Here is a 25,383-nt window from a genome sequence, read left to right as displayed (position 1 = left end):
ACCCACCGCACGACACGCCCGGACAAGGTCATGCGCCGCACTCTCGTCATCGACAGCGCGACCGATACCTGTTCGGTGGCCGTGTTCGACGATGCAACTCTGATCGATGGCGAATGGCAATTGCTCGGCCGCGGCCATGCCGAACGGCTGGTCCCGATGATCGCGGCCATGCCCGAACGTGGCAGGGCCGATCGGATCGCGGTCGCCCTGGGGCCCGGCAGCTTCACCGGTATCCGCGTCGGCCTCGCCGCTGCCAAGGCGCTGGCACTCGCGTGGAATGCCGAGCTTGTCGGCTATCCGACGCTCGCGCTGATCGCCTCGCAGGCGCGGGCCGAGCTCGGGCCGCAGGAGCTTTCGGTTGCAACGACCGGCGGACACGGCGAATGGTTCATGGAGGACTTCGACGCAGGTGGTCGGAGCCGTGGGCCGGTCGCGTCGCTCAAACCCGACAAGGCGGTTGAACGGGTGCGGAGCAAACTGGTCGTCGGCAGCCAGGCCGAAGCCCTCGTGGCAAGGCGCGGCAGCGGGCGCAGCCTTTCGATGTTGCCCGACGCACGGCGGTTCGACCTGCTGCCGGAAGAGTCGCTCACGCGCGATGTCCGCCCGCTCTATGGACGCGGACCCGATGCGAGCCTGCCGGGGCAATCGCGATGAGCGCGACCCGCGCGGAACTCGACGGGATGATGGAGGTCATGCACACGGCCTTCGACCCCGCGTTCGGAGAAGCATGGAATGAGCGTCAGTTGGCATCATCCATGCTCATTCCCGGAACTCGATTCGCCATGATCGACGCCGCCGGAGTCATGGGTCCGCCAGCCCGAAAGGTGCCGACAGCCGGGTTCTACCTGGCCCGCACGATCTTCGACGAAGAGGAATTGCTGCTTCTTGCGGTGGCGCCGGAATACCGCCGACACGGCTTTGCGACCCGCTTGATGGAGCATCTGTTCGCTGCCGCAGCAGACCATGGCGTCAAGCGCGTCTTCCTCGAAATGCGCGAAGACAACGATGCTCGGCACTTCTATTCAAGACTTGATTTTCAGCAAGTTGGTTTACGCCGCGACTATTACCGTGGAGCCGACGGCCTCTTGCGCAATGCGGTAACGATGTCGCGCAAGCTCGCGTAATTTCATAAAACCGCCTCAGGAAACCAGTCGCTTGTACGAACAACTGCGACAAGCGTTCGATCTTAGCGAATATTACCTGTTCGAAATGAGGGGCTTGTTGCGATTGAAATCGCTTTCTATACTCGATTTCGCCCAAGTGTACGCTCCCCCGTCCCCCAATTCGCCTCCCGGCGAACGGCGACCTTGGCGAATTGCAAGAGGTTCAACACAATGGAACAGTCTGCCACGGACATGTCGGAAACCCTGATTACCCTGACTTCGGACATAGTCGCGGCCCACGTCAGCAACAATTCCGTTGCCGTCGATGAAGTGCCCACCCTGATCCACAACATCTACAACGCGCTCGCAGGTCTCGGCACCGTGGCGAGTGAACCCGAACTGCCGCCGGAACCGGCCGTTTCGGTGCGTTCGTCGGTGAAGCCGGATTACATCATCTGTCTCGAAGACGGCAAGAAGCTCAAGATGCTGAAACGCCACCTGATGACGCATTACAACATGACGCCCGACGAATATCGCGCGCGCTGGAACCTGCCCGCGGACTATCCCATGGTGGCTCCCAACTACGCCGAAAAGCGCCGCGAGCTGGCGAAGAAGATCGGCCTGGGTCGCAAGCCCGGTAGTCGCAAGACCGCGAAGAAGGGCTGATCGACGCCCGGCCGCACCGGCACCCCGACTTCACGGGTGCCGGGAACGGCCGTACCTCGATCCGGGCATCGTCGGGGACGCATGGTTGCGATATTGGCCGGGCCTTCTATGATCGAGCCATCGCCCGACATTGTCCGTTACCTGAAAGTCGTTCCCTAGCGTGCCCAACCGTATCGACATCGAAGCCGTCTGCGCCGAACGCGGCCTGCGCATAACCGAACAGCGCCGGATCATCGCCCGCGTGCTCTCGGACAGCGAGGATCATCCCGATGTCGAGCGACTGCACGAGCGCGCCTCGGCCGTGGACCCGCGCATTTCGATCGCGACCGTCTACCGGACCGTCCGCCTGTTCGAGGAGGCAGGGATTCTCGACCGCCACGATTTCGGCGACGGGCGATCCCGGTACGAGGCTTCGCCGGAAGCGCACCACGACCATCTGATCGATGTCGAGACCGGCAAGGTCGTCGAATTCGTCGACCCGGAACTCGAGGCGCTGCAACGGCAGATCGCCGAACGGCTGGGCTTCCGCCTCGTCGACCACCGGATGGAACTCTACGGCGTCAAGCTGGAACGGGACTGACGCGGATGCGCCGCTTGCGGATCGGCCTCAGGCTGGCCGCGATGGTCGCCTGGCTGATCGCCTGCGTACCCGGACATCTCGTCACCCACACGCTGTTCAGGCGGCGGGTCGTGCCGCCGATCTTCCTTGCCGGAATCGCCTTCATCATCGGGGTGCGGCTGACCCGGACGGGCACGCTCGCCCGCCCCCGCGCGATCCTTCTTGCCAATCACGTAACCTGGCTCGACATCCCGATCTTGGCGGCCGCCAGCGGCGCAGCTTTCGTCGCGCACGACGGGCTGGCCGACAGTCGCTTCCTCAAGTGGCTTTGCGAGATGAACGACACCGTCTTCATCGCCCGGACCCGCCGCGCGACCGTGGCAAGGCAGGTCGAACAGGTCCGCGCCGCGCTCGATGACGCGCACGTCCTGGTGCTGTTTCCCGAAGGGACGACAAACGACGGCACCGGGCTGCTGCCGCTGAAGAGCAGCCTGCTCTCCGCAATCGATCCGCCGCCGCGCGACGTGCAGGTGCAGCCCGTCTATCTCGACTATGGCCCCGACGCGCGCGACATCGCGTGGTTCGGCGACGAGCCGGGGCTGGAGAATTTTCTGCGCATCCTGGGCCGCCCCGGAGAGCTGCCGGTCAACGTCCACTTCCTGTCGCCGCTCGCAGGCGAGGACCTCGCCGGCCGCAAGCGGATTGCCGAGGCGACCCGCCGCGCGCTGGGAGCGATAGGCGCGTCGTGATCGAGACCAGCGGACAGGCTCTCGACCTGTGGCAGATTTCGGGCCGCGATCATCCCGCACACGTCGCGGACCACCGGCTGGTCGAATGCGAGGTCATGGGCACGATGCTCGCCAGCCCGCACCCCGGCGAATGGCGGACGATCCGCCATTGCGAGGCGGTGGGGTGCCGACAGTACAATTGCTCGCTCGCCGGCACTGCGATCGAGGATTGCCTGCTCGACACGATGGGGCAGGCAGGGCCGATGTACCTGACGCTGGATGCCTGCGTGTTCCGCCGCGTGATAATGCGCGGCAGGCTGACGACGATGCTGTTCCGCTTCGATCCGCATCCGTTCTCGGGCACCGGCGGGGGGCCTGACTTCAAGGACAGGTGGCGCGCCGAAATGGCCGCATATTACCGGAGCGGAAGCCGCAACCTTGAGGCGGACTGGGCGCTCGATATCACCGAGGCAAGGTTCACCGCCCTCACCTCGCTGACCATCGTGCCCGGCGAACTCGTCCGCTTCGACCCCGATCGGGCCATCCGCATCCGCCGCGATGCGCTGACCGGAAACTGGGCCGAAGAAATGCCGGGCGTCATGCAGATCTGCTGCGAGGACTTCCTCGAGGGTCCGTTCGACAGCTTCGTCGTGCAGCGCGGCGAGAGCAAGGTAAACCGCGAACGTTTTGCACGAGAGGCGGCGTGGATGCGCGATCACGGTTTCGCCGATCCCGCTTGATCTTCATTTCCCCGGCAAAAGAGCGTAAGGGCGCGCGCATGAACAAGGTACCCACACCCAAGAGCTTCCGCGTCAAGAGCTTCGGCTGCCAGATGAACGTCTACGACGGCGAACGCATGGCCGAACTGCTCGCGACGCAGGGCATGGAGGCTGCGCCAGAGGGCGAGGATGCCGATCTCGTCGTCCTCAACACCTGCCACATCCGCGAGAAGGCGGCGGAAAAGGTCTATTCCGACATTGGCCGTATCGTGAAGGACAGCGACGGCAAGGCGCCGCTGATCGCCGTCGCCGGCTGCGTCGCGCAGGCAGAGGGCGACGAGATCATGCGCCGCGCCCGGGACGTGCGCATGGTCGTCGGTCCGCAGGCCTATCACCGTCTGCCCGACATGATCGCTCGCGCCAGTGCCGGCGAGCGGGTGACCGATACCGACATGCCGGCAGAGGCGAAGTTCGGCGCCCTGCCCGCCCGCCGCAAGCGCGCGCCCTCGGCGTTCCTGACGGTGCAGGAAGGTTGCGACAAGTTCTGCACCTATTGCGTCGTGCCCTATACCCGCGGCGCGGAAATCAGCCGCCCCTTCGCCGATCTGCTCGATGAAGCGAAGCGGCTGGTCGACCAGGGCGCGCGCGAGATCACGCTGCTGGGCCAGAACGTCAACGCGTGGGACGGGGAGGATGGAAGAGGCCGCGCGATCGGGCTCGACGGGTTGATCCGCGAACTGGCCGCCCTGCCCGACCTCGCCCGCATCCGCTACACCACCAGCCATCCCAACGACATGACCGACGCGCTGATCGCCGCGCATGGCGAGGTGGACAAGCTGATGCCCTACCTGCACTTGCCGGTGCAGGCGGGCAGCGATCCGATCCTGGCGGCCATGAACCGCAGCCACAGCGCCGAAAGCTATCTGCGCGTGATCGAACGGGTCCGCGCCGCCCGGCCCGACATCGCGATCAGCGGCGACTTCATCGTCGGCTTCCCCGGTGAGAGCGAGGCCGACTTCGCCGCCACGCTCGCGCTGGTCGACGAGGTGCGCTACGCCGCTGCCTTCAGCTTCAAGTATTCGCCGCGACCCGGCACCCCGGCCGCAACGATGGAGGGGCAGGTTCCGGTCGATGTGATGGACGACCGATTGCAGCGCCTGCAGGCCGCGATCACCCGCGACAGCCACGCGTTCAACGCCGCCAGCGTCGGCAGGACCTGCGACGTGCTGGTCGAGCGTACTGGGCGGCGCGAGGGGCAGTGGCTGGGCAAGACGCCGTGGCTGCAATCGGCCCATTTCACCGCTTCCGAAGGAGCCGCCGATCACGCGGTGGGCGACATCGTCCGGGTCGAACTGGTCGAGGCCGGGCCCAACTCGCTGGCGGCTCGCGCACTGACCTAGGCGCGCGATCGGCCTTGCATGGGGCGGCGTTTATCGTGAATGTCGCGCGATGGTCGCCCGTCTCGCTCTCGCAATCGTTCTGATCGCGCCTGCGCTCCTCGCCGGATGCGGTTCGCCGCCGTCAGCCGAAACGTCAGAGCCGATTGCGCCTCCCGATTCCGGCTCGGCCGAAATCGGCGTGCCCGTGCCGCCGGTCGCGCTCCCGGCCTCCGCCACGCAACTGGCCGAGGGCTTTGCTCCCGTCGCCTTCGACCTCGACGGGACGGGTTGGCTGGTCGTCGCGATCGACGGCAAGCCGCTTGGCGATCGGTGGAGCGATCCGGTCCGCATTTTCTTCGGCCGGTCCTCGCTCGAATGGGGCGGCTGCAATTCGCATTCCTCGCTCTACGTCCGCAGCGGTGCCAGCTTTGTCACGCAGGGTTCGTCGATCTCCACGCTGGTCGCCTGTCCCCCGGAGGCGCCTGACGGCATCGTCGGATCGGTCCTCAACGGCCGGCCGGTGATCGGCGCCAATGCCGAGGGCAAGATCATGCTGGCGACCAAGGCGCACACCCTCACCCTCTCGCAGATCGACGCCCGCCCCGCCGACGTGCCGCCCCCGCCGCTGGAGCGTGCGCCGTTCCGCCTCTCTGTCGCCGACGGCGGGTCGCAGCCGCCGGTCCTCAGCTTCGCCAACGGCAGCTTCGCGATCTGGATGGACTGTCCCGCCGCGATATCGGGCAAGGTCGAGGAGCGCGAAGGACGGCTGATAACCTCCGCCGTCGTGCAGACGCCGTGCGATACCCACCGCCCCACCGCGACCGGCGCCCTCGCCGCCTTCTTCGAGCATGGCCCCGCCATCGCGCGCGGACCCAACGGCGAACTGCTGCTGAGCGACGGGGACGAAGTGATCCGCGGCCGGCAATGCCATCCCGACCCATCGCCCTGCCGCCACACCGCCGCGAAGTGATGCGGGCGGGGCGGCCATCCACCGGGCGCGACAGCCGGGCATAGCGGCGCGCAGCGTCTTGCCAGCGGACGGCGGCGTCCTATCTTCAAGTCATACCCGAGTCGCGCGGGGGCTTCCCCGCCCGGCGCTGCCAAAGGAAACCGAGTGAGCCGCAAGCACGCGCGCGTACCCAATCTTCCCGGCAACGACATGACGTCCGATGCCACCCATCCCGCATATGGCACATTCGGCCATTCCGCCCAGGCAGGCGGCGGCGCGCAAAGAGCGCGAACCGAGATGGAATTCGAAAATCCCGAGGTTCTAGGCGCCCTGTTCGGGCAATTCGACGCCAATCTGGTGCAGGTCGAAAACCGATTGGGTGTCTATATTTCCGCGCGCGGAAACCGCATCCAGATCGAGGGATCGGAAGAGGCCGTGGCCCGCGCCCGCGACGTCCTTGGCGGCATGCACACCCGGTTGAAGCAGGGTTTCGAGCTGGACCAGGGCGCGGTCGAATCGCTGATCGCGATGTCGAACGAGCCCACCCTCGAAGGCATCATCACCGGGGACGACAAGCGCCCGCCGGTGATGATCCGCACGCGCAAGAAGACGATCGTCCCGCGTTCCGCCGCGCAGATCGACTACATGCGCGCGTTGACCGGCAACGAGATCATCTTCGCCCTCGGCCCGGCAGGCACCGGCAAGACCTACCTCGCGGTCGCACAGGCGGTGGCGCAACTCATCACCGGCAGTGTCCAGCGCCTGATCCTCTCGCGTCCTGCGGTGGAGGCCGGCGAACGGCTCGGCTTCCTGCCCGGCGACATGAAAGACAAGGTCGATCCCTACCTGCGCCCGCTCTACGACGCGCTCTACGACTGCCTGCCCGCCGAACAGGTCGAGCGGCGGATCGCCAGCGGCGAGATCGAGATCGCGCCGATCGCCTTCATGCGCGGGCGCACGCTCGGCGACGCCTTCGTCATCCTGGACGAGGCGCAGAACACCACGCCGGCGCAGATGAAGATGTTCCTGACCCGCTTCGGCCAGAACAGCCGCATGGTCGTCTGCGGCGACCCGCGGCAGGTCGACCTTCCCGGCGGCGACGCCTTCTCCGGCCTTGCCGACGCGGTCAGGCGGCTGGAGGGCATCGACGGCATCGCCATCTCGCGCTTTACCGCCGCCGACGTCGTGCGCCATCCCATCGTCGGCCGCATCGTCGATGCCTACGAGGGCCCGAACGCGGAGAAATCGCCGGGATCATGACCGGATCTGCCAAGGGCCCCACGCTGGAGCTCGATATCGACCCGGCCTGGGGCGATTCGCCGGGGCCGCCCTATGCCGATTGGGACGCCTGGGCCCAGACGACCGCTGCCGCCGCGGCCGCGGAGGTGCCGCCGATCGCCCGTCGCAACCTGCTCGTCAGCCTGGTGCTGGGCGATGACGAGGAGGTGCACGCGCTCAACAAGGAATGGCGCGACCGAGACAGGCCGACGAATGTGCTTTCTTTTCCGATGCTTGACGCTGATGAACTGGCCGATATCGGCGATGCCATGCCGATCATGCTGGGCGACATCGTGATGGCGCACGGCGTCTGCCTGCGCGAGGCGGACGAAAAATCTGTTGCACTTGCGAAGCATGCGACCCATCTCCTTGTCCACGGTCTTCTCCATCTCGCCGGTTACGACCACGAGACGAGCGAAGCCGATGCTGAGGAGATGGAGGCGCTCGAAGTGCGCATCCTGGCACGCCTCGGCATTGCGGATCCTTACGGAGATCGCGAATAGGCGGGTTATAGCCCGGCACGATGCCGGAAAGCCCGGATTATGGAGAATCGGAGCCGACGATGTCGGACGGCGATTTCAATGGTGACCCGCGCAACCCGGAGCCTGAGCGACGGGGAGACAAGCGTCTTTTGTGGAACCGCATTCGCGATTTCTTCGAAGGGAGCGACGGCGACCAGTCGCTGCGCGCCCAGATCGAGGAAGCGATCGACGAGCACGAACACGACGAGGAGCGTGACGGCGCATCGCGCGGATCGGGCGATCTTTCCGCGATCGAGCGCCAGATGTTGCGCAACCTGCTTCATTTCAGCGAACACGACGCCGACGACGTCGCCATCCCGCGCGGCGAGATCATCGCCGTCGATCGCTCCGCGGGTTGGGACGAACTGGTCGCGCTGTTTGCCGAACACGGCCACTCGCGCGTGCCGGTCTATTCCGAATCGCTCGATCACGTCATCGGCATGATGCACATCAAGGATGTGTTCCCCTACCTCGCCCAACGCAGGGAACCGCCGGCAGACTGGACCAAGCTGATGCGTCAGCCGCTTTACGTGCCGCAGGCGCGCGGCGCGCTCGACGTGCTGGCAGACATGCGCTCGCGCCGGGTGCACCTGGCCATTGTCGTTGACGAATATTCGGGCACTGACGGGATCATCACCATCGAGGACCTGGTCGAAGAGATCGTCGGCGACATCGAGGACGAGCACGACGACGCGCCGGTCGATCTTTTGGTGCCGCTCGACGCCGGGATGTGGGACGCCGACGCCCGGGTCGAGCTGGAGGACGTCGCCCGCCGGGTCGATCCGCGCCTGGGCGAAGTCGCGGAAGCGGTCGACACGCTGGGCGGTCTTGCCTTCGTCTTGGCGGAGAAGGTGCCCTGCGTCGGCGAGATCATGGACCATGAGAGCGGGTGGAAGCTCGAAGTGCTGGCCGGCAACGAACGGCACGTCGAACGCTTGCGCCTGCACCCGCCGGTCGCCCCCGACATGGAAGAGGCGGAACAGGTCGACTGATGCCCGCCCGCCGCCTGCCCCCCCTGCGCTCGCTCGAGGCCTTCGTACGTATCGCACGCCTTGGCTCGGCCAAGGCCGCGGCGGAGGAACTGGCACTCAGCCCGTCGGCCCTGTCGCGCCGGCTGTCGGCGCTGGAGGATTTCACAGGCAAGAAGCTGTTCAGTCGCAAGCACCAGGCGATGGGCCTCACCGAGGATGGACACTCCCTTTACGAAGCGGTCGCGCCGATCCTCGACGAACTTGCCGAGAAGATCGGCAACCAGATGGCCGACAGCAAGATCATGCGCCTGCGGCTTGGCGTCATGCCGCTGTTCGGCGGACAGCGGCTGGTGCCGCGCCTGCCCGAACTGCGCAAGATCTATCCCACCCTGCATATCGACATCGATTCCTCGCCCCACCCGATGCCCCGGCTGGGCGACACTCTCGATGCGGCGATCACCTTGTCCGACGATCCCGATCCGCGGCTGCACTGCGTGCGGCTGGATCACAACCGCGTCCACGCGATCGCTTCGCGCGAACTGGCCGAGAAACTGGGCGATACGCCCGATCCAGCCCTGCTCGCCAAGCAGAGTTTCATGATTCATTCGGAGATGGAGCTCAGCTTCGATGCCTGGCGCCGCGCAACGGGCATGGACGCCCGCTACGAGCCGACCATCGATCATTTCGACAGCGGACCCTTGATGATGGAAGCGGCGGCACAGGGGCTGGGCATCGCCATCATGCACGGCGACCATCTCGCCCGTTCGAACGACGACCGCATCGCGCAGGTTTTCGACCTCAACGTCGAAAGCCCCTACAGCTACTGGTTCGTCTGCAAGCCCCGGGCGCTGGAAAGCCGACCGGTGCGCATCTTCCACGACTGGCTGGTCAGCGCGGGGCTCTAGCCACCTGCTGCGGCCGCGGAGCGAGCAGCGTCGTGCTGGCTCGCCGGATCACCTTGCGCCGAGATCCCGGCTGCGACCGGCGGCGGGGCGATCTGGTTGCGGCCGATCGAATATGCGGCATCGGCATCGTCCGTCGCCGCAATCCAGGTCAGGCAGTCGGCCAGCCGCCGCATGTAGTGGCGCCGAATGGGATCGACCGTCGTCTGGCAGTCGATGACATAGCCGTCCCATGCCCGGTCGATCGCCGCCGCGCGCACCCAGCCCGCGATTTCTCCCTGTTCCGATACCGCGGTTCGCACCGGCGCCTCCCGGTCCGTCGGCAGCGGGGCAAGCAGGCTGCCACCCGCATTCGGATTGAACAGATAGACGGACAGCACGGGCGGCAATTCGCCCTCCTCGGCGCGCAGCCGCTTGGTCACGTGGTCGGCGATGCGCCCGCCCAGCGAATGGCCGACGAGCGTCACCGGCACGCTGTCATAGCCCGCCGCGTCGAGCGCCGCGCGCACGTGCCGGTACGTTGCCAGCCCGCGCGGGCCCTGCCGGCCGAGGAGCGTGCCGTGCCACCAGTCCTTCGGCCCTTCGGTGCCGCGATAGGCCAGCACGACCTCGCGCAATCGGCCGTTTTGGTCGATCCGGTCATAGACGGAGTAGGCGTAGCCGAAGCGGTCGTCGACCGACGCGTGCCGTTCGAAAACCCCCGGTGGCAACACGTAGAGCCGGTCGACGTAGCGATTCCGGTCGTCCACATTCTGCCAGTAGGCGTTCTGCGCCAGTTGGGCATATTGCCACGTTGCGCCCGCCACTTCGCGCGCTTGTGGGCACCAGCCGCCTGCACCTTCGCAATCGTGCGACAGCCGGGTGATGTCGTGGGCGCAGCCGGCCAGCAATGCGGCGCAACCCGCAACGAAAAGAGCGCGGATCGCTGGCTGCAAAGCCCGCGATCCGCGCCCCCGCATCGTCAGGAAATCCTGAATCAGCCGACGGTGGCCTTGACGATCTTGCCCGGCTCGCGCGGGGGCTCGCCCTTGGGCAGGGCGTCGATCACGTCCATGCCGCTCTCGACCTCGCCCCATACCGTGTACTGGCGATCGAGAAAGCGGGCGTCGTCGAAACAGATGAAGAACTGCGAATTCGCGCTGTTCGGTGCGCTGGTGCGCGCCATCGAGCAGACGCCGCGGACGTGCGGGTGGTCGTTGAACTCGGCCTTCAGGTCGGGCTTGCTCGACCCGCCCATGCCGGTGCCGTTGGGGCAGCCGCCCTGCGCCATGAAGCCGGGGATGACGCGGTGAAACTTCACGCCGTCGTAGAAACCTTCGCTGGCCAGTTCCTTGATGCGCTCGACATGGCCGGGGGCGATGTCGGGAAGCAGCTTGATGACGACGTCCTTGGGCGCGCCGTCGCCGGTGTCGATGGAAAGGGTAAGAGTTTCGTCGGCCATGGGTGCTCCGTTGGCTGTGATGTTGACAGGCACCCGGCCCGAACGACCGCGACACCCTCTGCCGGGCGGATATAGGGTCTGGCTTCGCAAAGTCATCCCCGCGCTGTGCCGGAATGCTCCCCAGACTTGCGCACAAGGTTATCCACACGTTGTCCCCAGCGCCTGCTCGCCTCGCGAAACTCGCCCCGCTTCGTTGACACCGCGTCCTCCGCGGTTGCTTTTGCGGCGCAGCAAACTAGACACGGGGGCGCCGGAGGGAGCATCTCCGCCCGGCCCCCCGGATAGACCGCCGCGCAAAGGGCACCATGGACCGCGAAGATCCGACCCTGCTGGACCAGCGCACCCGCGAAGAAGAGCTTCGCGAGGCGGAGGCGCGCGGAACCGAAGCGCGTGACCGGCGCGAGGATGCGAAGGCGGAACGGGCGCACCTCGACGAAGACGACCGCCTGACCCGGGAATATGTCGAGGCGGTCCGCGACGCGGTCGACGAGGGCGACGACGACCGCGTCCACGCGCTGGTCGAGCCGCTGCATCCCGCCGACATCGCCGACCTCGTCGAACTGATCCCGGCAGAGGAACGCCCGGCGCTGGGCAAGGCCATTGCCGAGCTGATGACCGGCGAGGTCATTTCCGAGCTCAACGAACACGTCCGCGACGAACTGTTCGAGGACCTGTCCGCCGACGCGGTGGCGCAGATCGCCGAGCAGATGGAAACCGACGACGCGGTCGCGCTGATCGAGGATCTGGAGGAGGACGAGCAGCGCGCCGTTCTCGCCGAACTCGACCCCGAGGACCGCGCCGCGATCGAGGACGCGCTCTCCTTCCCGGAGGAATCGGCCGGTCGCCTGATGCAGCGCGACCTCGTCGCGGTGCCCGAGCACATCACCGTCGGCGACCTCATCGACTACTTGCGCGAAAACAGCGACCTCACCACCGAATTCTGGGAAGTCTTCGTCGTCGATCCGGCGCATCGCCCAGTCGGCACCTGCCAGCTATCGTGGATCCTGCGGACCCCTCGCAACATCCCGATCAGCGACGTGATGAAGCGTGACCAGACCCTGATCCAGGCGACGATGGATCAGGAAGAGGTGGCGCTGCGCTTCCAGAAATACGCTCTCATCTCCGCCGCCGTGGTCGACAGCGCCGGTCGCCTGATCGGCCAGATCACGGCGGACGACGTCGTCCACGTCATCCAGGAAGAGGCGAGCGAGGACGCGCTGTTGATGAGCGGCGCGGGCGAAGGCGACATCAACCAGCCGATCCGTCAGTCCTATTCCGAACGCGTGCGCTGGCTGATCGCCAACTTGGGGACCGCGCTCATCGCCTCGCTGATCATCGCGGCCTTCGGCGCGGCCATCGAGAAGCTGGTGGCGCTCGCGGTGCTGATGCCGGTCGTCGCCTCGATCGGTGGCAACGCGGGCACGCAGACGATGGCGGTCTCGGTCCGCGCGCTGGCGATGAACCAGCTGACCCAGTCGAACACCTTGCGCGTTCTGTGGCGCGAAATGCGGGTCGCGCTGCTGAACGGCGTCACCGTCGCGGCGCTGATCGGCGGGGCAACGGCCTTCATCTTCCAGCCGATGCTGGGCGTCGTCATCGCCTGTGCGGTGGTCATCAACATCATCACCGCGGGGCTGGCCGGGGTCGCGGTGCCGGTCCTGTTCGACCGGCTGGACCAAGATCCGGCGGTCGCGTCCTCGGTCTTCGTGACGATGATCACCGATTCGATGGGCTTTTTCTGCTTCCTCGGCCTCGCCGTCGCATCCGGGCTGGTCGGCTGAACGGTCTTTTCAGCGGGCATCGGCGCCCCATATCGGTCCCATGACTTCCGGGCCGCTTCACCTAACCAAGATCGCTTTCGGCGCGAAAAGCTATTCCGACATCGAAGGCTGGTTCGCCAATCGCCCGCGCGTGTCGCTGACGACCCGCTACTGCCCCAAGCGGGTCGATGAGCTTGCCGGCGGCTCGCTCTACTGGATTCACGAACACGCTATCGTCGCGCGCAGTCCGATCATCGGCTTCGCGCAGCTCGAGAGCGGACGCTGGTCCATCGATCTCGAACCGCGGCTCATCCGGGTCCAGTCGCGGCCCAAGTGCGCGCACCAGGGCTGGCGCTACCTGGCCGACAAGGATGCCCCTCCCGACCTGGCGGAGGGCGAGGAAGGCGGCGACGTTCTGCCGGGCCGCCTGCTGGGCAAGCTGTCGAAACTGGGGTTGGTCTGAGCGGTCAGGCCCGCTCCTCGCTTCTCACGTCGTCGAGCCACTGGCGGATCAGGCGGTGGGCGATGGCGTAGCGCGGCGGCGGGCGCCAGCCGACTGCGCGTCCCGACATGGCCTCGCGCACGTCCCGCTCGTCGAACCAGCGGGCATCCTCCAGCTCGGTCCGGTCGACGACGATGCGGTCGTGAAACGTGACCCCGGCGCAACCGATCATCAGCTGCGACTGCATCGGCCAGGGCTGACTGGCGATGTAGCGGACCTGCGCCACCGGCAAACCTGCCTCTTCCATCACCTCGCGGCGCACCGCCTCCTCGATGGTCTCGCCCGGCTCCACGAACCCGGCCAGCGCCGAATAGAGCCCGTCCGGAAAACCCAGCCCGCGCCCCAGCAGGAGGCGGCGCTGCCCGTCGGCCCCGCGATGCTCGATTGTCATGATCGTCACGGGATCGGTGCGCGGGAAGTGCTGCGCGCCGCAGGCATCGTTCAGGCAGGCCCGCTGCCACCCGCCCTTGGCAACGGCGGTGCGCGACCCGCATTGGGCGCAGAACCGGTGGCGGCTGTGCCAGTCGACCAGCGAACGCGCCGTGGCGAAGATCCCGAACTGCTCGTCGCGCACCGCGGTCATGAACCGCATGAACTGGCCGCGCTCCTCGCGCACCGGCTCGCGCGGGACGGCGGCGAAGCAACCGCGATCCCCATCGATGCCGAGGAAGACCAGCTCCGCATCTTCGTCCGCCTCGCTCAGCGAAACCCAGATCAGGTCGCCCTCGTCGGTGAGCGAGGGCAGGAGGCCGTGCATGTGAAGCAGGCGGGCGCGCAGCCCCATGTAGCTGGCCAGTGCCTCCGGATCGGCGCGGACATGGTCGGCCCGGTCGAGCTGCGTGATCGGGGTCGTGGTTGTGGTCCTCATGGGTCACGGACCTACGCCGGGCAAGGCCGGCGCGCAACGCGGCAAATGTCAGTCGGACCGCGACGCCATGGCAAGATCGGCGGCACGGGCGAACAGCGTGGGCAGCCCCGCCTCGCCGATCCGCGCCACCGGCCACCATTCGCCATCGGGCGGGCCGCCGGCAAGACTGGCGGTGCGCAAGGTCAGGGTCAGGCCGAAATGGCTGAAACCGTGCGTCACCGCGCCGAGCGCGGTTCCGGACGCAAGCGGAAAGGCCGCGTTTCCCGTGCCGTCGGCTTTCGCGCTCCAGCCGTCGTCGGGCAAGGCGCGCATTCCGCCCAGCATCCCGTTGCCCGGTCTTTGCACCAGCAGGACGTGCCCGTCGCGCTCGATCCAGAAGGCGGTGCCCGTCCGCTCGGGCCGCGGCTTCTTCGCCGCCTTTTTCGGCAGTTCGGCCGCGATGCCCAGTCGCCGTCCCTCGCAGACATCGGACAACGGGCACAGCAGGCAACGCGGTTCGCGCGGGGTGCAGACCGTCGCGCCAAGGTCCATCATCGCCTGCGCGAAATCGCCGGCGCGGCGTTCGGGGGTGATCCGGTCCGTCGCCGCGCGGATTGCGGCGCGCGCCGGGGGCAAGGGCTCGGCAATGGCGAAAAGCCGGGCGACGACCCGCTCGACATTGGCGTCGACCACGACCGCGCGGCGGCCAAAGGCGATCGCCGCGACAGCCGCCGCGGTATAGGCGCCCAGCCCCGGCAGGGCGCGCAGGTCATCCTCGGTATCGGGAAACGCGCCCGCCGCCGCCACTGCGCGGGCGCAGGCGATCAGGTTGCGGGCCCGGGCATAATAGCCGAGCCCGGCCCAGGCCGCGAGGATCTCCGCGTCCTCTGCCGCCGCGAGTGCCTCGACCGTCGGCCAGCGTTCGATGAAACGTGCGAAATAGTCCTTCACCGCCGCCACGGTGGTCTGCTGCAACATGACTTCGGACAGCCAGACGCGGTAGGGATCGGGCACAGCATCGCTGCCTGGCGGCGCCCGCCACGGCAGGGTTCGTGCATGGGCGTCGTACCAGCCCAGCAGGCTGTTCCCCACATCCGCGATCTTTGCACTCGCCACCACGCCCGCGCCTATGGCATGGGACCGGTCACCATGGGAAGCACCGGCAAGGATACGACCGAGGGCAAGCAGCCCGCGACCGGCAAGGCCGCGAAGGGCGGCAAGCCTGCGCTCAAGCCCTACGAGCGCCCGCGCGGCGGCGAGGCCAAGGCCATTGGCGACCTGATGCCGCAAGTCGGGCGCACCGCCTTTCGCCGGTTCGGTTTCGTGCAATCGAGCGTGGTGACGCGCTGGGCCGAGATCGTCGGCCCGCATCACGCCCGCGTCTCCGCCCCCGAATCGATCCGTTTCCCGCAGGGCGAGAAGTCGGACGGGACGCTGAACCTCGTGGTGATGCCCGCGCATGCGCCGCTGATCCAGCACGTGATCCCCGAAATCATCGAGCGGGTGAACCGCTTCTTCGGATATCGGGCCGTGGCCAAGGTGAAGATGCGGCAAGGGCAGATTCAGTCGCAACGTGGTGATGACCGGCCCAAGGCGCCTCCCTCGCTGAAGCCGATCCCGATGGAACTGGGCGATTCGCTGCGGGACATCGGCGATCCGGAATTGCGGACCGTGCTCGAATCGCTGGCCCGTTCGCTGGGCAGCAGGAAAGAGGATTGACGACGATGACCCATGTCGCGAACCGGCTGGTCGCCCTGTTGACCGCGCTTGTCGGCGTCCTTGCGCTTGCCGCGCCGGTTGGCGCTGCCGAAGGACCGCTGTCGGTGACCGTGCCCGCGCCCGGCGTGCACCAGATCGGCTTTGCCAAGGCGAAGCTGAAGGTGACCGAGTGGGTCAGCTACACCTGCCCCCACTGCTCGCATTTCGAGACCGAGGGCGGCGACAAGCTGCGCCTGTTCTACATGAGCACCGGCAAGGTGAAGCTGGAAGTGCGCCACCTCGTGCGCGATCCCTTCGACCTAACCGCCGCGATGCTGACCAATTGCGGCCCCGCCGCCAGGTTCGACCGCAACCACGCCGTCTTCATGAAGGCGCAGCCGACCTGGCTGGGCAAGCTGATGAAGACCACCCCGGCACAGCGCGCCCGCTACACCACCGGCACGATGACCCAGCGGCGCATGGCGATCGCCACCGATGCGGGCTTCTACCCGATGATGGTGACCCGCGGGTACAGCCGGGTCGAGGTCGATCGCTGCCTCGCGGACGATGCCATGGCCAAGGCGCTGGCCGACGCCACCGCCCGTTATGTCAACCAGACCGGCATTCAGGGAACGCCCAGCTTTGCCATCGACGATGTCGTGCTTGCCGGCACCAGCGATTGGGAAAGCCTCAAGCTGCAGCTCGACGCCCGGCTCTGAGCGGCTGCTGCCCCCGGCGCGTCCCGCGCGCGACTGTGTAAAAGATTCGCCCGACCCTCCCCGCGCGGGGCCGCCCTGCGCTAGCCTGACATCTCATAGGAGTTTTCAGTGACCAAGACCCGCGCCTTCACCGCCCGCCGCCCCATGCGCCTTGCGCTTGCCATCGCCGCCGCGCCGCTCGTCCTCGCGCTCGCCGCCTGTGGCGACAAGGCGGATGACGCCGCGACCGCCCTGGGCGAAGGCCCCTCTGCCGCACCGGTCGCCGCCGTTGCCGCGCCCGCCGGCACCCGCTGGTCGGAAAAGATCGTGAAAACGGACGCCGACGGTTACCTGATGGGCAACCCCGACGCCCCGATCAAGCTTGTCGAGTTCGCCTCGCTCACCTGCCCCCACTGCGCCGAGTTCTATGAAACGGCGGAGAAGGACCTGATCGAGACGTACGTCGACAGCGGCCGCGTCAGTTTCGAGTTCCGCAACTTCGTGCGCGACCCGATCGACATCACCGCCGCGATGATGACCCGTTGCTCGGCGCCCGAAAGCTTCTTTGCGCTGACCGGGCAGGTGTTCGAAAACCAGGCCACCATGTTCCAGAACGTGCAGGCCGCCGGCGAACCCGCCTACAAGGCTGCGATGAATGCCCCGATGGACAAGCGTTTCGGGCAGGTCGCCGGCATGGCCGGCCTCACCGAATTCTTCGCCGCGCGCGGGGTGAGCAAGGACCAGGCGGCGACCTGCCTCGCCAATTCGGCCGAGGCGGAGAAGCTGGCCAAGGGGACCGAGACCGCCAGCAGCGAATACGAGATCACCGGCACGCCGACCTTCCTGATCAACAACACCAAGATCGACGCGCTCAGCTGGCCGCAGGTCGAGGCCGCGTTGCAGCGAGCCGGCGCCCGGTAATGCCCGGCCGCCTCGAACCCAGTCACCTTGGCCGATTGGGCCGGACGGTGGCCTGATGCGGTTCCGGCGGCTGCGCCTTTCGGGATTCAAGTCCTTTGTCGAGCCGGCGGACCTGCTGATCGAACCGGGCCTGACCGGCGTGGTCGGCCCCAACGGCTGCGGCAAGTCGAACCTGCTCGAGGCGATCCGCTGGGTCATGGGCGAATCGAGCGCCAAGTCGATGCGCGGCGCCGGCATGGAAGATGTGATCTTCGCCGGCACCGCGACCCGCCCCGCCCGCGCCTTTGCCGAAGTCGTCCTGTCGGCTGAGACCGATGCGGGGCAGGAGATGGAGGTCACCCGCCGCATCGAACGCGGCGCGGGGTCGGCCTATCGCCTGAACGGCCGCGACGTGCGCGCCAAGGACGTGGCGCTGGTTTTTGCTGACGCTGCGACCGGCGCGCACAGCCCGGCGCTGGTATCGCAAGGCCGCATTGCCGCCGTCATCGCCGCCAAGCCGACCGAACGCCGCGCCATGCTGGAGGAAGCGGCCGGCATCGCCGGCCTGCACGTGCGGCGCAAGGATGCCGAACAGAAGCTGCGCGCGACGGAGGCGAACCTCGCCCGGCTCGACGACCTGCTCGCGCAACTCGACACCCGCATCGGTGCGCTTCGAAGGCAAGCGAAGGCGGCGGAGAAATACAGGGAATTGTCCGCGCAGATCCGGACCGCGGAGGCGCGCGTGCTCTATGCCCGCTGGCGCGAGGCCGCCGCCGCCGCCGATGCTGCCCGCAAGCAGGCGAAGGATGCCGAGGCGGCCGTCGCCGCGATGCAGGCCCGTACGGACGAGGCGCAGGCCCGCCAGCGCAAGTCGGCAGAGGCGCTCGCCGCCGCGCGCGAGGAAATGGCCGACCGGCGCGACGACCTCCATGCCCAGGCCAACATGATGGCGGTGCTGACCGGCAAGCTGGAAGCGGCGGAAGAGAAGCTCGCCGACCTCGACCGCCAGCGCGCCCGGCTCGACGCCGACGAGGGCGATGCCAACCGCACGACGCGCGATGCCGCCGACGCCCTCGCCCGGCTGGAGCGGGAAGTGAAACAGGCCGAACAGCGGCTGAGCGATGACGAAGCGCAGCGCCCTGCGCTGGTGGCAAGGCAGGACGATGCCGAGCGCGCGCAGCGGGGCGGCGAACTCGCGATGGCCCAGGCCACCGCCGAACTGGCGAGGGTCGAAGCGGACTGGCGAGTCGCCGAGGCGGCGGTCGGCCAGGCGCGCGGGGCGCTGGCCCGGCTCGAACAGGAGCTCGCCACGCGCGAGGCGCAAGGCGAGGCGCTGGGCGATCCGCGCGAACTGGAACTGGCCCTGACCGGAGCGCAGGCCCGCTGCGGGTCGGCGGAACGGGCGCTAACCACGGCGCGAGAGGCGCTGGAGGCGGCACGCACGTCCCGCGAAACCGTTTCGATCCGTCGCGACGAGGCGGCAAGCGCGCTGGCCTCGGCCAAGGCGGAACTGGCTGGCGTTGAACGCGAGCACGAGGCGCTCGACCGCGACCGCCGCGCGCGCGAAAAGGCCGACAAGGGCAGCAAGGGCCGGACCCGCGCCATCGATACGGTAAAGGCCGCGCCCGGCTACGAACGCGCGCTGGCGGCGGTGCTGGGCCGCGATGCCGCCGCCCCCGTGGGCGAGGCCGTCGCTGGTCAGGACGGCCGGTTCTGGACCGGCGCCACGCCTCCCGCCCCCGTCGACGGCAGCCTTGCCGCGCATGTCCGCGAAGCGCCTGCGGAACTGGCGGCGCGGCTGGCACTGGTGCGGGTGGTCGACGCCGACGAAGGGCAAGCCCTTGCGCCCGGCGAATGGCTGGTGACGAGGGCAGGCGCGCTCCGGCGCTGGGACGGTTTCGTAGCGCGCGGCGAAGGCGCAGCGGAAGCGGCGCGACTGGAAGCGGCGAACCGGCTGGAGGCGCTGGCCGAAATCCTGCCCACCCTGCGCGAGGCCGTGGCCGTGGCAGAGGCCGAGGTGGCTGCCGCCAACACGGCGCTGTCCGCCGCGACCGATGCGCGCATCGCCGCCGAACGCGCGGTCAACGCCGCGTCGGAAGAGGAACGCGCCGCCCTGCGCGCCCGCGACCAGGCCGAGACGGCGCTCGACCGCCTTTCCCGCCAACGGGAAGAACTGGCCGAGCGGCTGGAAGACCTGCACGGACGGCTCGCGCTGGCCCAGAACGAGGTGATGCAGGCGGAAGAGCGCCGCCGCGCGCTGCCCGATCCTTCGGCCCAGCGAGCCGCACTGGAAGCGGCAAAGACGCGCAACGACGCCGCCCGCACCGCGTTGCAGGCCGCGATGGCCGAGCTCGCGGCGCTGGACCAGGGACTGGCCGTGGGACGCGAACGGGCCAAGGCGCTTCAGGGCGACATGAAGGGCTGGCAGGCGCGCGCCGGGGATGCCGCCAAGCGGCTGGCCGACATGACCCGCCGGCGCGAGGAGATCGAGGAAGAGCGTGCCGTCGTCGCCGCTCGCCCCGAATCCCTCATGCGCGAAATCGAGATGGCCGAGAAGGCGCGCGATCGGCTGGCCGGCGAACTGGCCGAGGCGGAAGTCGCCCACCGCGCCGCCGAGACCGACGGCAAGGAGGTGGACGCAGCCTTCGCCGCCGCCAACGAAGCACTCGCCACCGCGCGCGAAGCGCGTGCCGGGGCCAGCGCCCGCGCCGACAACGAGGAAGCGCGGCGCGGCGAACTTGCGCGCCAATCGGGTGACCGCTTCCAGTGCCCGCCGCCGCTCCTGCCCGAACGCCTCGAATTCACCGCCGACAATGTCGGCACAGCGGAGCGGGAGGGCGAGGAGCTCGACCGCGCCACGGCGCAGCGCGAGCGGCTGGGCCCGGTCAATCTCGTCGCCGCCGACGAACTGGCCGAGGCGGAAGGCCAGCACGGAACGTCGCTGGCCGAACAGCAGGAACTGGCCGAAGCGGTCAGCCGGCTGCGCGGGTCGATCGGCAGCCTCAACCGCGAGGGGCGGGAGCGTCTGCGCGCGGCCTTCGACGCGGTGGATACCCATTTCCGCAGCCTTTTCACCACCCTCTTCGGCGGCGGACAGGCGCACCTGGCGCTGATCGACAGCGACGATCCGCTGGAGGCGGGGCTGGAAATCTACGCCCAGCCGCCGGGCAAGAAGCTGCAGTCGCTCACCCTGCTGTCGGGCGGAGAGCAGGCGCTGACCGCGGTCGCGCTGATCTTCGCGCTGTTCCTGACCAACCCGGCGCCGATCTGCGTGCTGGACGAAGTCGACGCCCCGCTCGACGACGCGAACATCGAACGCTTCTGCGACCTGCTCGACGCGATGAGCAAGCAGACCGACACCCGCTACCTGATCGTCACCCACAATGCCGTGACGATGAGCCGGATGCACCGCCTGTTCGGGGTGACGATGGTCGAACAGGGCGTCTCGCGCTTGGTCTCGGTCGATCTGGGCGGGGCCGAGGAACTGCTGGCCGCCGAATAGCCTCCCCGCCGGCCCAACCCAGCCCAACCCGGCCTAACCCAGCACGAAACGCGGGCCGCTGCCGCCCTCGCCCGCTTCGTCATCGGGATTGTAGAGGCGGCATTTCCGGAGCGACAGGCAACCGCAGCCGATGCACCCGTCAAGCTTGTCGCGCGTGCGTTCCAGCATGGCGATCCGCTCGTCGAGACCCTTGCGGATCGAGCGGCTGACCCGTTCCCAGTCGCGCTTCGTCGGGGTGCGCCCCTGCGGCAGGCAGGCGAGCTCGCGCTCGATCTCGGCAAGGCCGAGGCCCAGCTTCTGCGCGATGAGGATGAAGCTGATGCGGCGGATGTCGGAGCGCAGGAAACGCCGCTGGTTGCCGCCTGTCCGCAGCGACTGGAGCAGTCCCTTCTCTTCATAGAAACGGATCGCCGATACCGCCACGCCCGTCCTTTGCGCCAGCAATCCGATCGAAATCAGCCGGTTACCGTCCTCCACGGCAAAGCTCCCATCATCCGCAAAAAATCTCTTGAGCTCAAGTTAGCTTAAGGTTGCAGATTGGGGCAAGCGGCGATTCGCGAAAAGCGCGGATGGCCGATCCGATTACGTTGAACAGGAGAATGCCATGGTTGGCTCCGCCCGCATCGAACACGTCAACCTCACCACCTTCCACGCGGCCCGGATGGAGGATTTGCTCGCCAGGCTTTGCGGCTGGCATCGCCGGTGGGATGGTCCGTCGCTGAGCGGTGGCCGCTCGATCCACTTCGGCTCCGACAGGGACTACATCGCGCTCTACACGCCGAAAGAGGGGGTGCCGGCCACCTTCGAGAAGGGCGCGCCGCTCAACCACATCGGCATCGAGGTCGACGACATCGACGCGGCGGAAGCCATCGTGTCCGAGGCAGGGCTGATCCCATTCAACCATGGCGATTACGAACCCGGACGCCGCTTCTACTTCCTCGATTGGGACGGCACCGAGTGGGAGGTGGTCAGCTATGCGTGAGATCCTGGATCGCCCGCCGCTCTATCGCCATTCGGCCTCGCCGCGCGCACCCTCGGCATGCCCTTGCCCGAATACCCGCTCCGTCACGAAGCGCGGCTGGCTGTCCACGGTTCTTGCGTATGCGCAACGGCAAGTCCGTGCGGCCAGGAGCGGCAGAACGCCAGCGCCTCCTCCCGGTCCGTGGTTTCCACCCAGCGCCGGCTTTCCGCTGGCGTGAGGATGACCGGCATCCGGTCGTGCAGATCGCCGATCTCAATGCAGGCCTCTGTCATCACCATCGTGTAGCAGGGGCCAAATTCGGCCGAATTGCGCCATAACCCCGCCACGGCGAAGACCGGCTGGTCGTGCACGGAAAACCACGTCCGGGTCTTGGCGCCCTTCTCTCCCGCCGCTTCGGCAAAGGCCTCGACCGGGATCAGGCATCGGCCATGTTCGAATGCGTGGCGCCAGAACGGCGATGCCAGCTTGTCGGTCCGCGCGTTGTTGACCGGTTTGGGTTTCAGCGGCTGGCCCTTCGCCCCCTTCAGCACCAGCGGGAAGCCCCACGCCATGCTGGTCATGCGCCCCTGCGCCACGACCCAGCCGGGATAGCCGGGATAGACCTCGCCCCCCGCATTGGCCGGCGCGGGAGCCTCCACTCCGAACAGCCTCGCGACCTCGTCCGCGGCCCTGGTCATGCGGTAGAGGTTGCACATGGCTGGCAGACTTTTCCGTTACAGGCCCGCGTTGCCGACCACGAGGCAGGCCAGCGCCATCAAGAGGCCTGCCGTGCGGTTGGAACGAAAGCGGGCAAGCGCATTGCCGCCGTCGCCGTCCTCCAGCGTCGCGACCTGCCAGGCGAGATGACCCGCCACCGGCAACAGCGCGCAAAGCGCGAGCCAGTCGGCGCGAAGGAGCCAGAAGGCGAACGCCCAAAAGGCCACTGCGAGCGCGTAGAACGCCGCCACCCCGCCGCGCACGTGGCTGCCCAGAGCCCGCGCGCTCGACCGCACGCCGACCAGCGCGTCGTCCTCGCGGTCCTGCAGCGCGTAGATCGTGTCATATCCGACGACCCAGACGATTGCGCCCGCATAGAGCGCGGCGAGCATCTCCAGCCGCGGGTTGCCGATTTCCACCCAGCCGACCAGCGCCGCCCAGCTGAAGACCATGCCCAGCCACGCCTGCGGCCACCAGGTAATCCGCTTCATCAAGGGATAGCAGGCGACCGGCAAGAGGCTGGCCAAGGCGACCAGCTGCGCCTGCCAGCGCAATTGCAGGAGCACGACCAGCCCGACCATGCACAGCACCAGCAGCCAGGTCCAAGCCGCCTTCAGCGAGACGGCCCCGCTCGCCAGCGGGCGCGCGGCGGTGCGGGCGACCTGTCGGTCGAGATCGCGGTCGAGGATGTCGTTGTAGACGCAGCCCGCGCCGCGCATCGCAACCGAGCCGAGCAGCAGCCAGAGCACCAGCCCCCACCGCTCCAGCCCGCCCGCCAGCCACACGCCCCAGGCGCCCGGCCAGAACAGCAGCCACCAGCCGATCGGCCGGTCGAACCGGGCGAGCAGCGCGTAGTTGCGCAAGGTCTGCGGCAGGCGCGCGACGAGCCCGCGATGCTCGCTGTCGGGAACGATGGCCTCTGTCATGATGCCGTTCCTAATCGCTCGGCCGCCGGAGCGCCAGCCGATGCCGCCGCATGTCGGCGGGATGGCTGGCGCATCGCAGCGTCGATGCTATGAAGGCGCCGGCATGGATATCGGGCAGCACAACCGCGAAGCGTGGAACGCGCAAGTCGCCGAAGGTGACCGCTGGACGGTGCCGGTCGATGCCGAGACCATCGCGCGGGCGCGCAGGGGGGACTGGTCGGTGATCCTGACCCCGGTCAAGGCCGTGCCGCGCGACTGGTTCGGCGAGATCGCGGGGCGCGACATCCTCGGCCTGGCGTCGGGCGGCGGGCAGCAGATGCCGGTGCTGGCCGCAGCCGGCGCGCGCGTCACCAGTTTCGACGCGTCGGACGCGCAACTGGCGCAGGACCGCTTCGTCGCGGACCGCGACGGGCTGGCGATCGCCACCGTGCAGGGCTTCATGCACGACCTGTCCGCCTTCGCCGACGACAGCTTCGACCTGATCTTCCACCCCTGCTCCAACTGCTTCGCGCCGGAAATCCTGCCCGTCTGGCGCGAATGCGCGCGCGTGCTCCGCCCGGGCGGCGCGCTGCTGGCGGGGTTCAACAACCCGGTCAATTTCATCTTCGACTGGAAGGCGCTCGATGCCGGGCGTCTCGAAGTGCGCCATGCCCTGCCCTACAGCCACTTCGACCTGCCGGAGGACGAGCGTACCGAACTCTTCACCCACTATCCGATGATGGAGTTCAGCCACACGCTCGAGGACCAGATCGGCGGGCAGCTTGCCGCCGGACTGCACCTGACCGCGATGTTCGAGGACGACTGGGGCCGGCCCGACCCGATCGCTGCGGTCTACAAGCCGTTCATCGCGACCCGCGCGATCCTGCCCGCCTGATGCCTGCGACCCCCGCCTGGCCGCCGCGCAGCGCGCCGCGCCTGTTCGTTTCTCCTGCATTGGCGACCGGGGAACAGCGGGTGATCGACGGGCCGCAGGCGCATTACCTCGCCCGCGTCATGCGGGTGGCTCCGGGCGACGCGGTGATCCTGTGCGACGACGTGACCGGCGAATGGGCGACCCGCGTCCTTGCGGCGGGCAAGCGCGACGTCACCGTCGAAGTCGTCGAACGGATGCGACCGCGCGAGGACGTGCCCGATTTCACGCTCTGCGCCGCGCTGCTCAAGAAGCCGCGCTTCGACCAGGTGCTGGAAAAGGCGACGGAGCTGGGCGTGGCACGGATACGTCCGGTCATCACCCGTCGCTGCGTCGCCGACGCGCTGAACATGGACCGCGCCCGCACCGTCATGACCGAGGCGGCCGAACAGTGTGCGCGCACGGCGCTTCCAGAGATTTTTGCGCCGGTCACGCTCGCCCGGCTGCTGGACCAGTGGCCTGCCGAAGCGGTGCTGTGGTTCGCCGACGAGCACGGGCCCGATGACCCGGCCGTTCCTGCCGCCGGCAGCGTCTTTGCCAGCCATACCGGACCGACCGGCGTCCTGATCGGCCCCGAAGGCGGGTTCGACGAGGACGAGCGCGCGCAGGTCCGCGCCCTTCCCCAAGCCCGCCCGGTCAGCCTTGGCCCGCGCATCCTGCGCGCCGAAACGGCGGCCATCGCGGCGACGGCGCTGTGGATGGGAACCACGGGCGACTGGCGCGAGCCGCCCGCCGCATAAAATTTG

At 68.0% G+C, this 25,383-nt stretch carries 28 protein-coding genes; 21 read left to right on the top strand and 7 right to left on the bottom strand.

What is annotated here, in order from left to right:
• The first annotated feature begins 30 nt into the window (after positions 1-30).
• The 12 genes from tsaB (at position 31) to J2X37_RS08185 (ending at position 9,778) form a co-directional block, all read left to right on the top strand.
• Complete coding sequence (gene tsaB, locus J2X37_RS08240) at positions 31-654, top strand: tRNA (adenosine(37)-N6)-threonylcarbamoyltransferase complex dimerization subunit type 1 TsaB (RefSeq protein ID WP_310019884.1); 624 nt, start codon at positions 31-33, stop codon at positions 652-654.
• A complete protein-coding gene (locus J2X37_RS08235; RefSeq protein ID WP_310019882.1) occupies positions 651-1,124 on the top strand; it encodes a GNAT family N-acetyltransferase in 474 nt (157 codons plus the stop codon). Before tsaB ends, J2X37_RS08235 begins: the two co-directional genes overlap by 4 nt.
• A gap of 210 nt (positions 1,125-1,334) precedes the next feature.
• Positions 1,335-1,769, top strand: coding sequence for a MucR family transcriptional regulator (locus J2X37_RS08230; protein WP_310019880.1), 435 nt, complete (start codon positions 1,335-1,337; stop codon positions 1,767-1,769).
• A 160-nt stretch (positions 1,770-1,929) separates the two neighbouring features.
• Positions 1,930-2,349 carry a Fur family transcriptional regulator gene (locus J2X37_RS08225; protein ID WP_310019878.1) on the top strand — a complete coding sequence of 140 codons (420 nt, stop codon included), beginning with the start codon at positions 1,930-1,932 and terminating at the stop codon, positions 2,347-2,349.
• A 5-nt stretch (positions 2,350-2,354) separates the two neighbouring features.
• Positions 2,355-3,077, top strand: a complete 723-nt coding sequence (locus J2X37_RS08220) for a lysophospholipid acyltransferase family protein (protein ID WP_310019877.1) — start codon at positions 2,355-2,357, stop codon at positions 3,075-3,077.
• On the top strand, positions 3,074-3,796 hold the full coding sequence (locus tag J2X37_RS08215) for a hypothetical protein (protein ID WP_310019874.1): 723 nt from the start codon (positions 3,074-3,076) through the stop codon (positions 3,794-3,796). Before J2X37_RS08220 ends, J2X37_RS08215 begins: the two co-directional genes overlap by 4 nt.
• A gap of 38 nt (positions 3,797-3,834) precedes the next feature.
• The gene (gene miaB / locus J2X37_RS08210) at positions 3,835-5,175 is read left to right on the top strand and encodes a tRNA (N6-isopentenyl adenosine(37)-C2)-methylthiotransferase MiaB (protein WP_310019872.1); all 1,341 of its coding nucleotides are present in this window, start codon (positions 3,835-3,837) and stop codon (positions 5,173-5,175) included.
• A 49-nt stretch (positions 5,176-5,224) separates the two neighbouring features.
• Positions 5,225-6,124 (top strand): hypothetical protein, encoded by a 900-nt coding sequence (locus J2X37_RS08205; protein ID WP_310019869.1) that lies wholly within the window; start codon positions 5,225-5,227, stop codon positions 6,122-6,124.
• A gap of 276 nt (positions 6,125-6,400) precedes the next feature.
• On the top strand, positions 6,401-7,363 hold the full coding sequence (locus tag J2X37_RS08200; RefSeq protein ID WP_310020348.1) for a PhoH family protein: 963 nt from the start codon (positions 6,401-6,403) through the stop codon (positions 7,361-7,363).
• A complete protein-coding gene (gene ybeY, locus J2X37_RS08195) occupies positions 7,360-7,884 on the top strand; it encodes an rRNA maturation RNase YbeY (protein WP_310019868.1) in 525 nt (174 codons plus the stop codon). The genes J2X37_RS08200 and ybeY overlap by 4 nt, the downstream gene beginning before the upstream one ends.
• 59 nt (positions 7,885-7,943) lie before the next feature.
• The gene (locus J2X37_RS08190) at positions 7,944-8,894 is read left to right on the top strand and encodes a hemolysin family protein (protein WP_310019864.1); all 951 of its coding nucleotides are present in this window, start codon (positions 7,944-7,946) and stop codon (positions 8,892-8,894) included.
• A complete protein-coding gene (locus J2X37_RS08185; RefSeq protein WP_310019862.1) occupies positions 8,894-9,778 on the top strand; it encodes a LysR substrate-binding domain-containing protein in 885 nt (294 codons plus the stop codon). The genes J2X37_RS08190 and J2X37_RS08185 overlap by 1 nt, the downstream gene beginning before the upstream one ends.
• On the opposite strand, the gene J2X37_RS08180 is transcribed toward J2X37_RS08185, so the two are convergent.
• Both J2X37_RS08180 and J2X37_RS08175 read right to left on the bottom strand, forming a co-directional pair.
• Positions 9,775-10,710 carry an alpha/beta hydrolase fold domain-containing protein gene (locus tag J2X37_RS08180; protein ID WP_310019859.1) on the bottom strand — a complete coding sequence of 312 codons (936 nt, stop codon included), beginning with the start codon at positions 10,708-10,710 and terminating at the stop codon, positions 9,775-9,777. The genes J2X37_RS08185 and J2X37_RS08180 overlap by 4 nt on opposite strands.
• Positions 10,711-10,751: 41 nt before the next feature.
• On the bottom strand, positions 10,752-11,216 hold the full coding sequence (locus J2X37_RS08175) for a peptidylprolyl isomerase (RefSeq protein ID WP_310019857.1): 465 nt from the start codon (positions 11,214-11,216) through the stop codon (positions 10,752-10,754).
• 305 nt (positions 11,217-11,521) lie between these two features.
• On the opposite strand from J2X37_RS08175, the gene mgtE reads away from it, so the two are divergent.
• The gene (gene mgtE / locus J2X37_RS08170; RefSeq protein ID WP_310019854.1) at positions 11,522-12,997 is read left to right on the top strand and encodes a magnesium transporter; all 1,476 of its coding nucleotides are present in this window, start codon (positions 11,522-11,524) and stop codon (positions 12,995-12,997) included.
• Between the two features lie 40 nt (positions 12,998-13,037).
• Positions 13,038-13,439 (top strand): DUF1489 family protein, encoded by a 402-nt coding sequence (locus tag J2X37_RS08165; protein ID WP_310019851.1) that lies wholly within the window; start codon positions 13,038-13,040, stop codon positions 13,437-13,439.
• A gap of 4 nt (positions 13,440-13,443) precedes the next feature.
• Here J2X37_RS08165 and nudC read toward each other — a convergent pair whose 3' ends face one another.
• Positions 13,444-14,346, bottom strand: a complete 903-nt coding sequence (nudC, locus tag J2X37_RS08160; protein WP_310019848.1) for an NAD(+) diphosphatase — start codon at positions 14,344-14,346, stop codon at positions 13,444-13,446.
• A 48-nt stretch (positions 14,347-14,394) separates the two neighbouring features.
• On the bottom strand, positions 14,395-15,441 hold the full coding sequence (locus J2X37_RS08155) for an A/G-specific adenine glycosylase (RefSeq protein WP_404979609.1): 1,047 nt from the start codon (positions 15,439-15,441) through the stop codon (positions 14,395-14,397).
• An 18-nt stretch (positions 15,442-15,459) separates the two neighbouring features.
• Between J2X37_RS08155 and J2X37_RS08150 the strand changes: the two genes are divergently transcribed.
• The 4 genes from J2X37_RS08150 (at position 15,460) to J2X37_RS08135 (ending at position 21,123) form a co-directional block, all read left to right on the top strand.
• Positions 15,460-16,044, top strand: a complete 585-nt coding sequence (locus tag J2X37_RS08150; RefSeq protein ID WP_310019843.1) for a DciA family protein — start codon at positions 15,460-15,462, stop codon at positions 16,042-16,044.
• A gap of 5 nt (positions 16,045-16,049) precedes the next feature.
• A complete protein-coding gene (locus J2X37_RS08145) occupies positions 16,050-16,742 on the top strand; it encodes a thioredoxin domain-containing protein (protein ID WP_310019841.1) in 693 nt (230 codons plus the stop codon).
• A 108-nt stretch (positions 16,743-16,850) separates the two neighbouring features.
• Entirely contained in the window at positions 16,851-17,642 is a 792-nt protein-coding gene (locus J2X37_RS08140) for a thioredoxin domain-containing protein (protein ID WP_310019839.1), read from the top strand.
• Positions 17,643-17,697: 55 nt separating this feature from the next.
• Positions 17,698-21,123 carry an AAA family ATPase gene (locus tag J2X37_RS08135; protein WP_310019837.1) on the top strand — a complete coding sequence of 1,142 codons (3,426 nt, stop codon included), beginning with the start codon at positions 17,698-17,700 and terminating at the stop codon, positions 21,121-21,123.
• A gap of 33 nt (positions 21,124-21,156) precedes the next feature.
• On the opposite strand, the gene soxR is transcribed toward J2X37_RS08135, so the two are convergent.
• Complete coding sequence (soxR, locus tag J2X37_RS08130; protein ID WP_310019835.1) at positions 21,157-21,600, bottom strand: redox-sensitive transcriptional activator SoxR; 444 nt, start codon at positions 21,598-21,600, stop codon at positions 21,157-21,159.
• A gap of 127 nt (positions 21,601-21,727) precedes the next feature.
• On the opposite strand from soxR, the gene J2X37_RS08125 reads away from it, so the two are divergent.
• Entirely contained in the window at positions 21,728-22,105 is a 378-nt protein-coding gene (locus tag J2X37_RS08125; RefSeq protein WP_404979608.1) for a VOC family protein, read from the top strand.
• 83 nt (positions 22,106-22,188) lie between these two features.
• On the opposite strand, the gene J2X37_RS08120 is transcribed toward J2X37_RS08125, so the two are convergent.
• Positions 22,189-22,800, bottom strand: coding sequence for an SOS response-associated peptidase family protein (locus tag J2X37_RS08120; RefSeq protein ID WP_310019833.1), 612 nt, complete (start codon positions 22,798-22,800; stop codon positions 22,189-22,191).
• 18 nt (positions 22,801-22,818) lie between these two features.
• The gene (gene ubiA, locus J2X37_RS08115) at positions 22,819-23,727 is read right to left on the bottom strand and encodes a 4-hydroxybenzoate octaprenyltransferase (protein ID WP_310019831.1); all 909 of its coding nucleotides are present in this window, start codon (positions 23,725-23,727) and stop codon (positions 22,819-22,821) included.
• Between the two features lie 103 nt (positions 23,728-23,830).
• Here ubiA and J2X37_RS08110 point away from each other — a divergent pair, with 103 nt between their 5' ends.
• Both J2X37_RS08110 and J2X37_RS08105 read left to right on the top strand, forming a co-directional pair.
• Complete coding sequence (locus tag J2X37_RS08110; RefSeq protein WP_310019829.1) at positions 23,831-24,601, top strand: class I SAM-dependent methyltransferase; 771 nt, start codon at positions 23,831-23,833, stop codon at positions 24,599-24,601.
• Complete coding sequence (locus J2X37_RS08105; RefSeq protein WP_310019826.1) at positions 24,601-25,377, top strand: 16S rRNA (uracil(1498)-N(3))-methyltransferase; 777 nt, start codon at positions 24,601-24,603, stop codon at positions 25,375-25,377. Before J2X37_RS08110 ends, J2X37_RS08105 begins: the two co-directional genes overlap by 1 nt.
• The last annotated feature ends 6 nt before the right edge of the window (positions 25,378-25,383 follow it).

This window comes from Croceicoccus sp. BE223, from assembly GCF_031457155.1.
In the GTDB taxonomy this organism is placed as follows: Bacteria; Pseudomonadota; Alphaproteobacteria; order Sphingomonadales; family Sphingomonadaceae; genus Croceicoccus.
The sequence above is the reverse complement of the archived record's forward strand: the minus strand, read 5'-3'. Positions and strand labels throughout refer to the sequence as shown.

Bases quoted from the DNA above. Each gene is read 5' to 3' on its own strand.
- mgtE (WP_310019854.1), top strand. From the start codon at position 11,522: ATGGACCGCGAAGATCCGACCCTGCTGGACCAGCGCACCCGCGAAGAA.
- J2X37_RS08235 (WP_310019882.1), top strand. From the start codon at position 651: ATGAGCGCGACCCGCGCGGAACTCGACGGGATGATGGAGGTCATGCAC.
- ubiA (WP_310019831.1), bottom strand. From the start codon at position 23,727: ATGACAGAGGCCATCGTTCCCGACAGCGAGCATCGCGGGCTCGTCGCG.
- J2X37_RS08135 (WP_310019837.1), top strand. From the start codon at position 17,698: ATGCGGTTCCGGCGGCTGCGCCTTTCGGGATTCAAGTCCTTTGTCGAG.
- miaB (WP_310019872.1), top strand. From the start codon at position 3,835: ATGAACAAGGTACCCACACCCAAGAGCTTCCGCGTCAAGAGCTTCGGC.
- J2X37_RS08205 (WP_310019869.1), top strand. From the start codon at position 5,225: ATGGTCGCCCGTCTCGCTCTCGCAATCGTTCTGATCGCGCCTGCGCTC.
- J2X37_RS08190 (WP_310019864.1), top strand. From the start codon at position 7,944: ATGTCGGACGGCGATTTCAATGGTGACCCGCGCAACCCGGAGCCTGAG.
- ybeY (WP_310019868.1), top strand. From the start codon at position 7,360: ATGACCGGATCTGCCAAGGGCCCCACGCTGGAGCTCGATATCGACCCG.
- J2X37_RS08145 (WP_310019841.1), top strand. From the start codon at position 16,050: ATGACCCATGTCGCGAACCGGCTGGTCGCCCTGTTGACCGCGCTTGTC.
- J2X37_RS08220 (WP_310019877.1), top strand. From the start codon at position 2,355: ATGCGCCGCTTGCGGATCGGCCTCAGGCTGGCCGCGATGGTCGCCTGG.
- J2X37_RS08105 (WP_310019826.1), top strand. From the start codon at position 24,601: ATGCCTGCGACCCCCGCCTGGCCGCCGCGCAGCGCGCCGCGCCTGTTC.
- tsaB (WP_310019884.1), top strand. From the start codon at position 31: ATGCGCCGCACTCTCGTCATCGACAGCGCGACCGATACCTGTTCGGTG.
- J2X37_RS08175 (WP_310019857.1), bottom strand. From the start codon at position 11,216: ATGGCCGACGAAACTCTTACCCTTTCCATCGACACCGGCGACGGCGCG.
- J2X37_RS08120 (WP_310019833.1), bottom strand. From the start codon at position 22,800: ATGTGCAACCTCTACCGCATGACCAGGGCCGCGGACGAGGTCGCGAGG.
- J2X37_RS08165 (WP_310019851.1), top strand. From the start codon at position 13,038: ATGACTTCCGGGCCGCTTCACCTAACCAAGATCGCTTTCGGCGCGAAA.
- J2X37_RS08230 (WP_310019880.1), top strand. From the start codon at position 1,335: ATGGAACAGTCTGCCACGGACATGTCGGAAACCCTGATTACCCTGACT.
- J2X37_RS08150 (WP_310019843.1), top strand. From the start codon at position 15,460: ATGGGACCGGTCACCATGGGAAGCACCGGCAAGGATACGACCGAGGGC.
- J2X37_RS08125 (WP_404979608.1), top strand. From the start codon at position 21,728: ATGGTTGGCTCCGCCCGCATCGAACACGTCAACCTCACCACCTTCCAC.
- J2X37_RS08110 (WP_310019829.1), top strand. From the start codon at position 23,831: ATGGATATCGGGCAGCACAACCGCGAAGCGTGGAACGCGCAAGTCGCC.
- J2X37_RS08200 (WP_310020348.1), top strand. From the start codon at position 6,401: ATGGAATTCGAAAATCCCGAGGTTCTAGGCGCCCTGTTCGGGCAATTC.
- nudC (WP_310019848.1), bottom strand. From the start codon at position 14,346: ATGAGGACCACAACCACGACCCCGATCACGCAGCTCGACCGGGCCGAC.
- J2X37_RS08185 (WP_310019862.1), top strand. From the start codon at position 8,894: ATGCCCGCCCGCCGCCTGCCCCCCCTGCGCTCGCTCGAGGCCTTCGTA.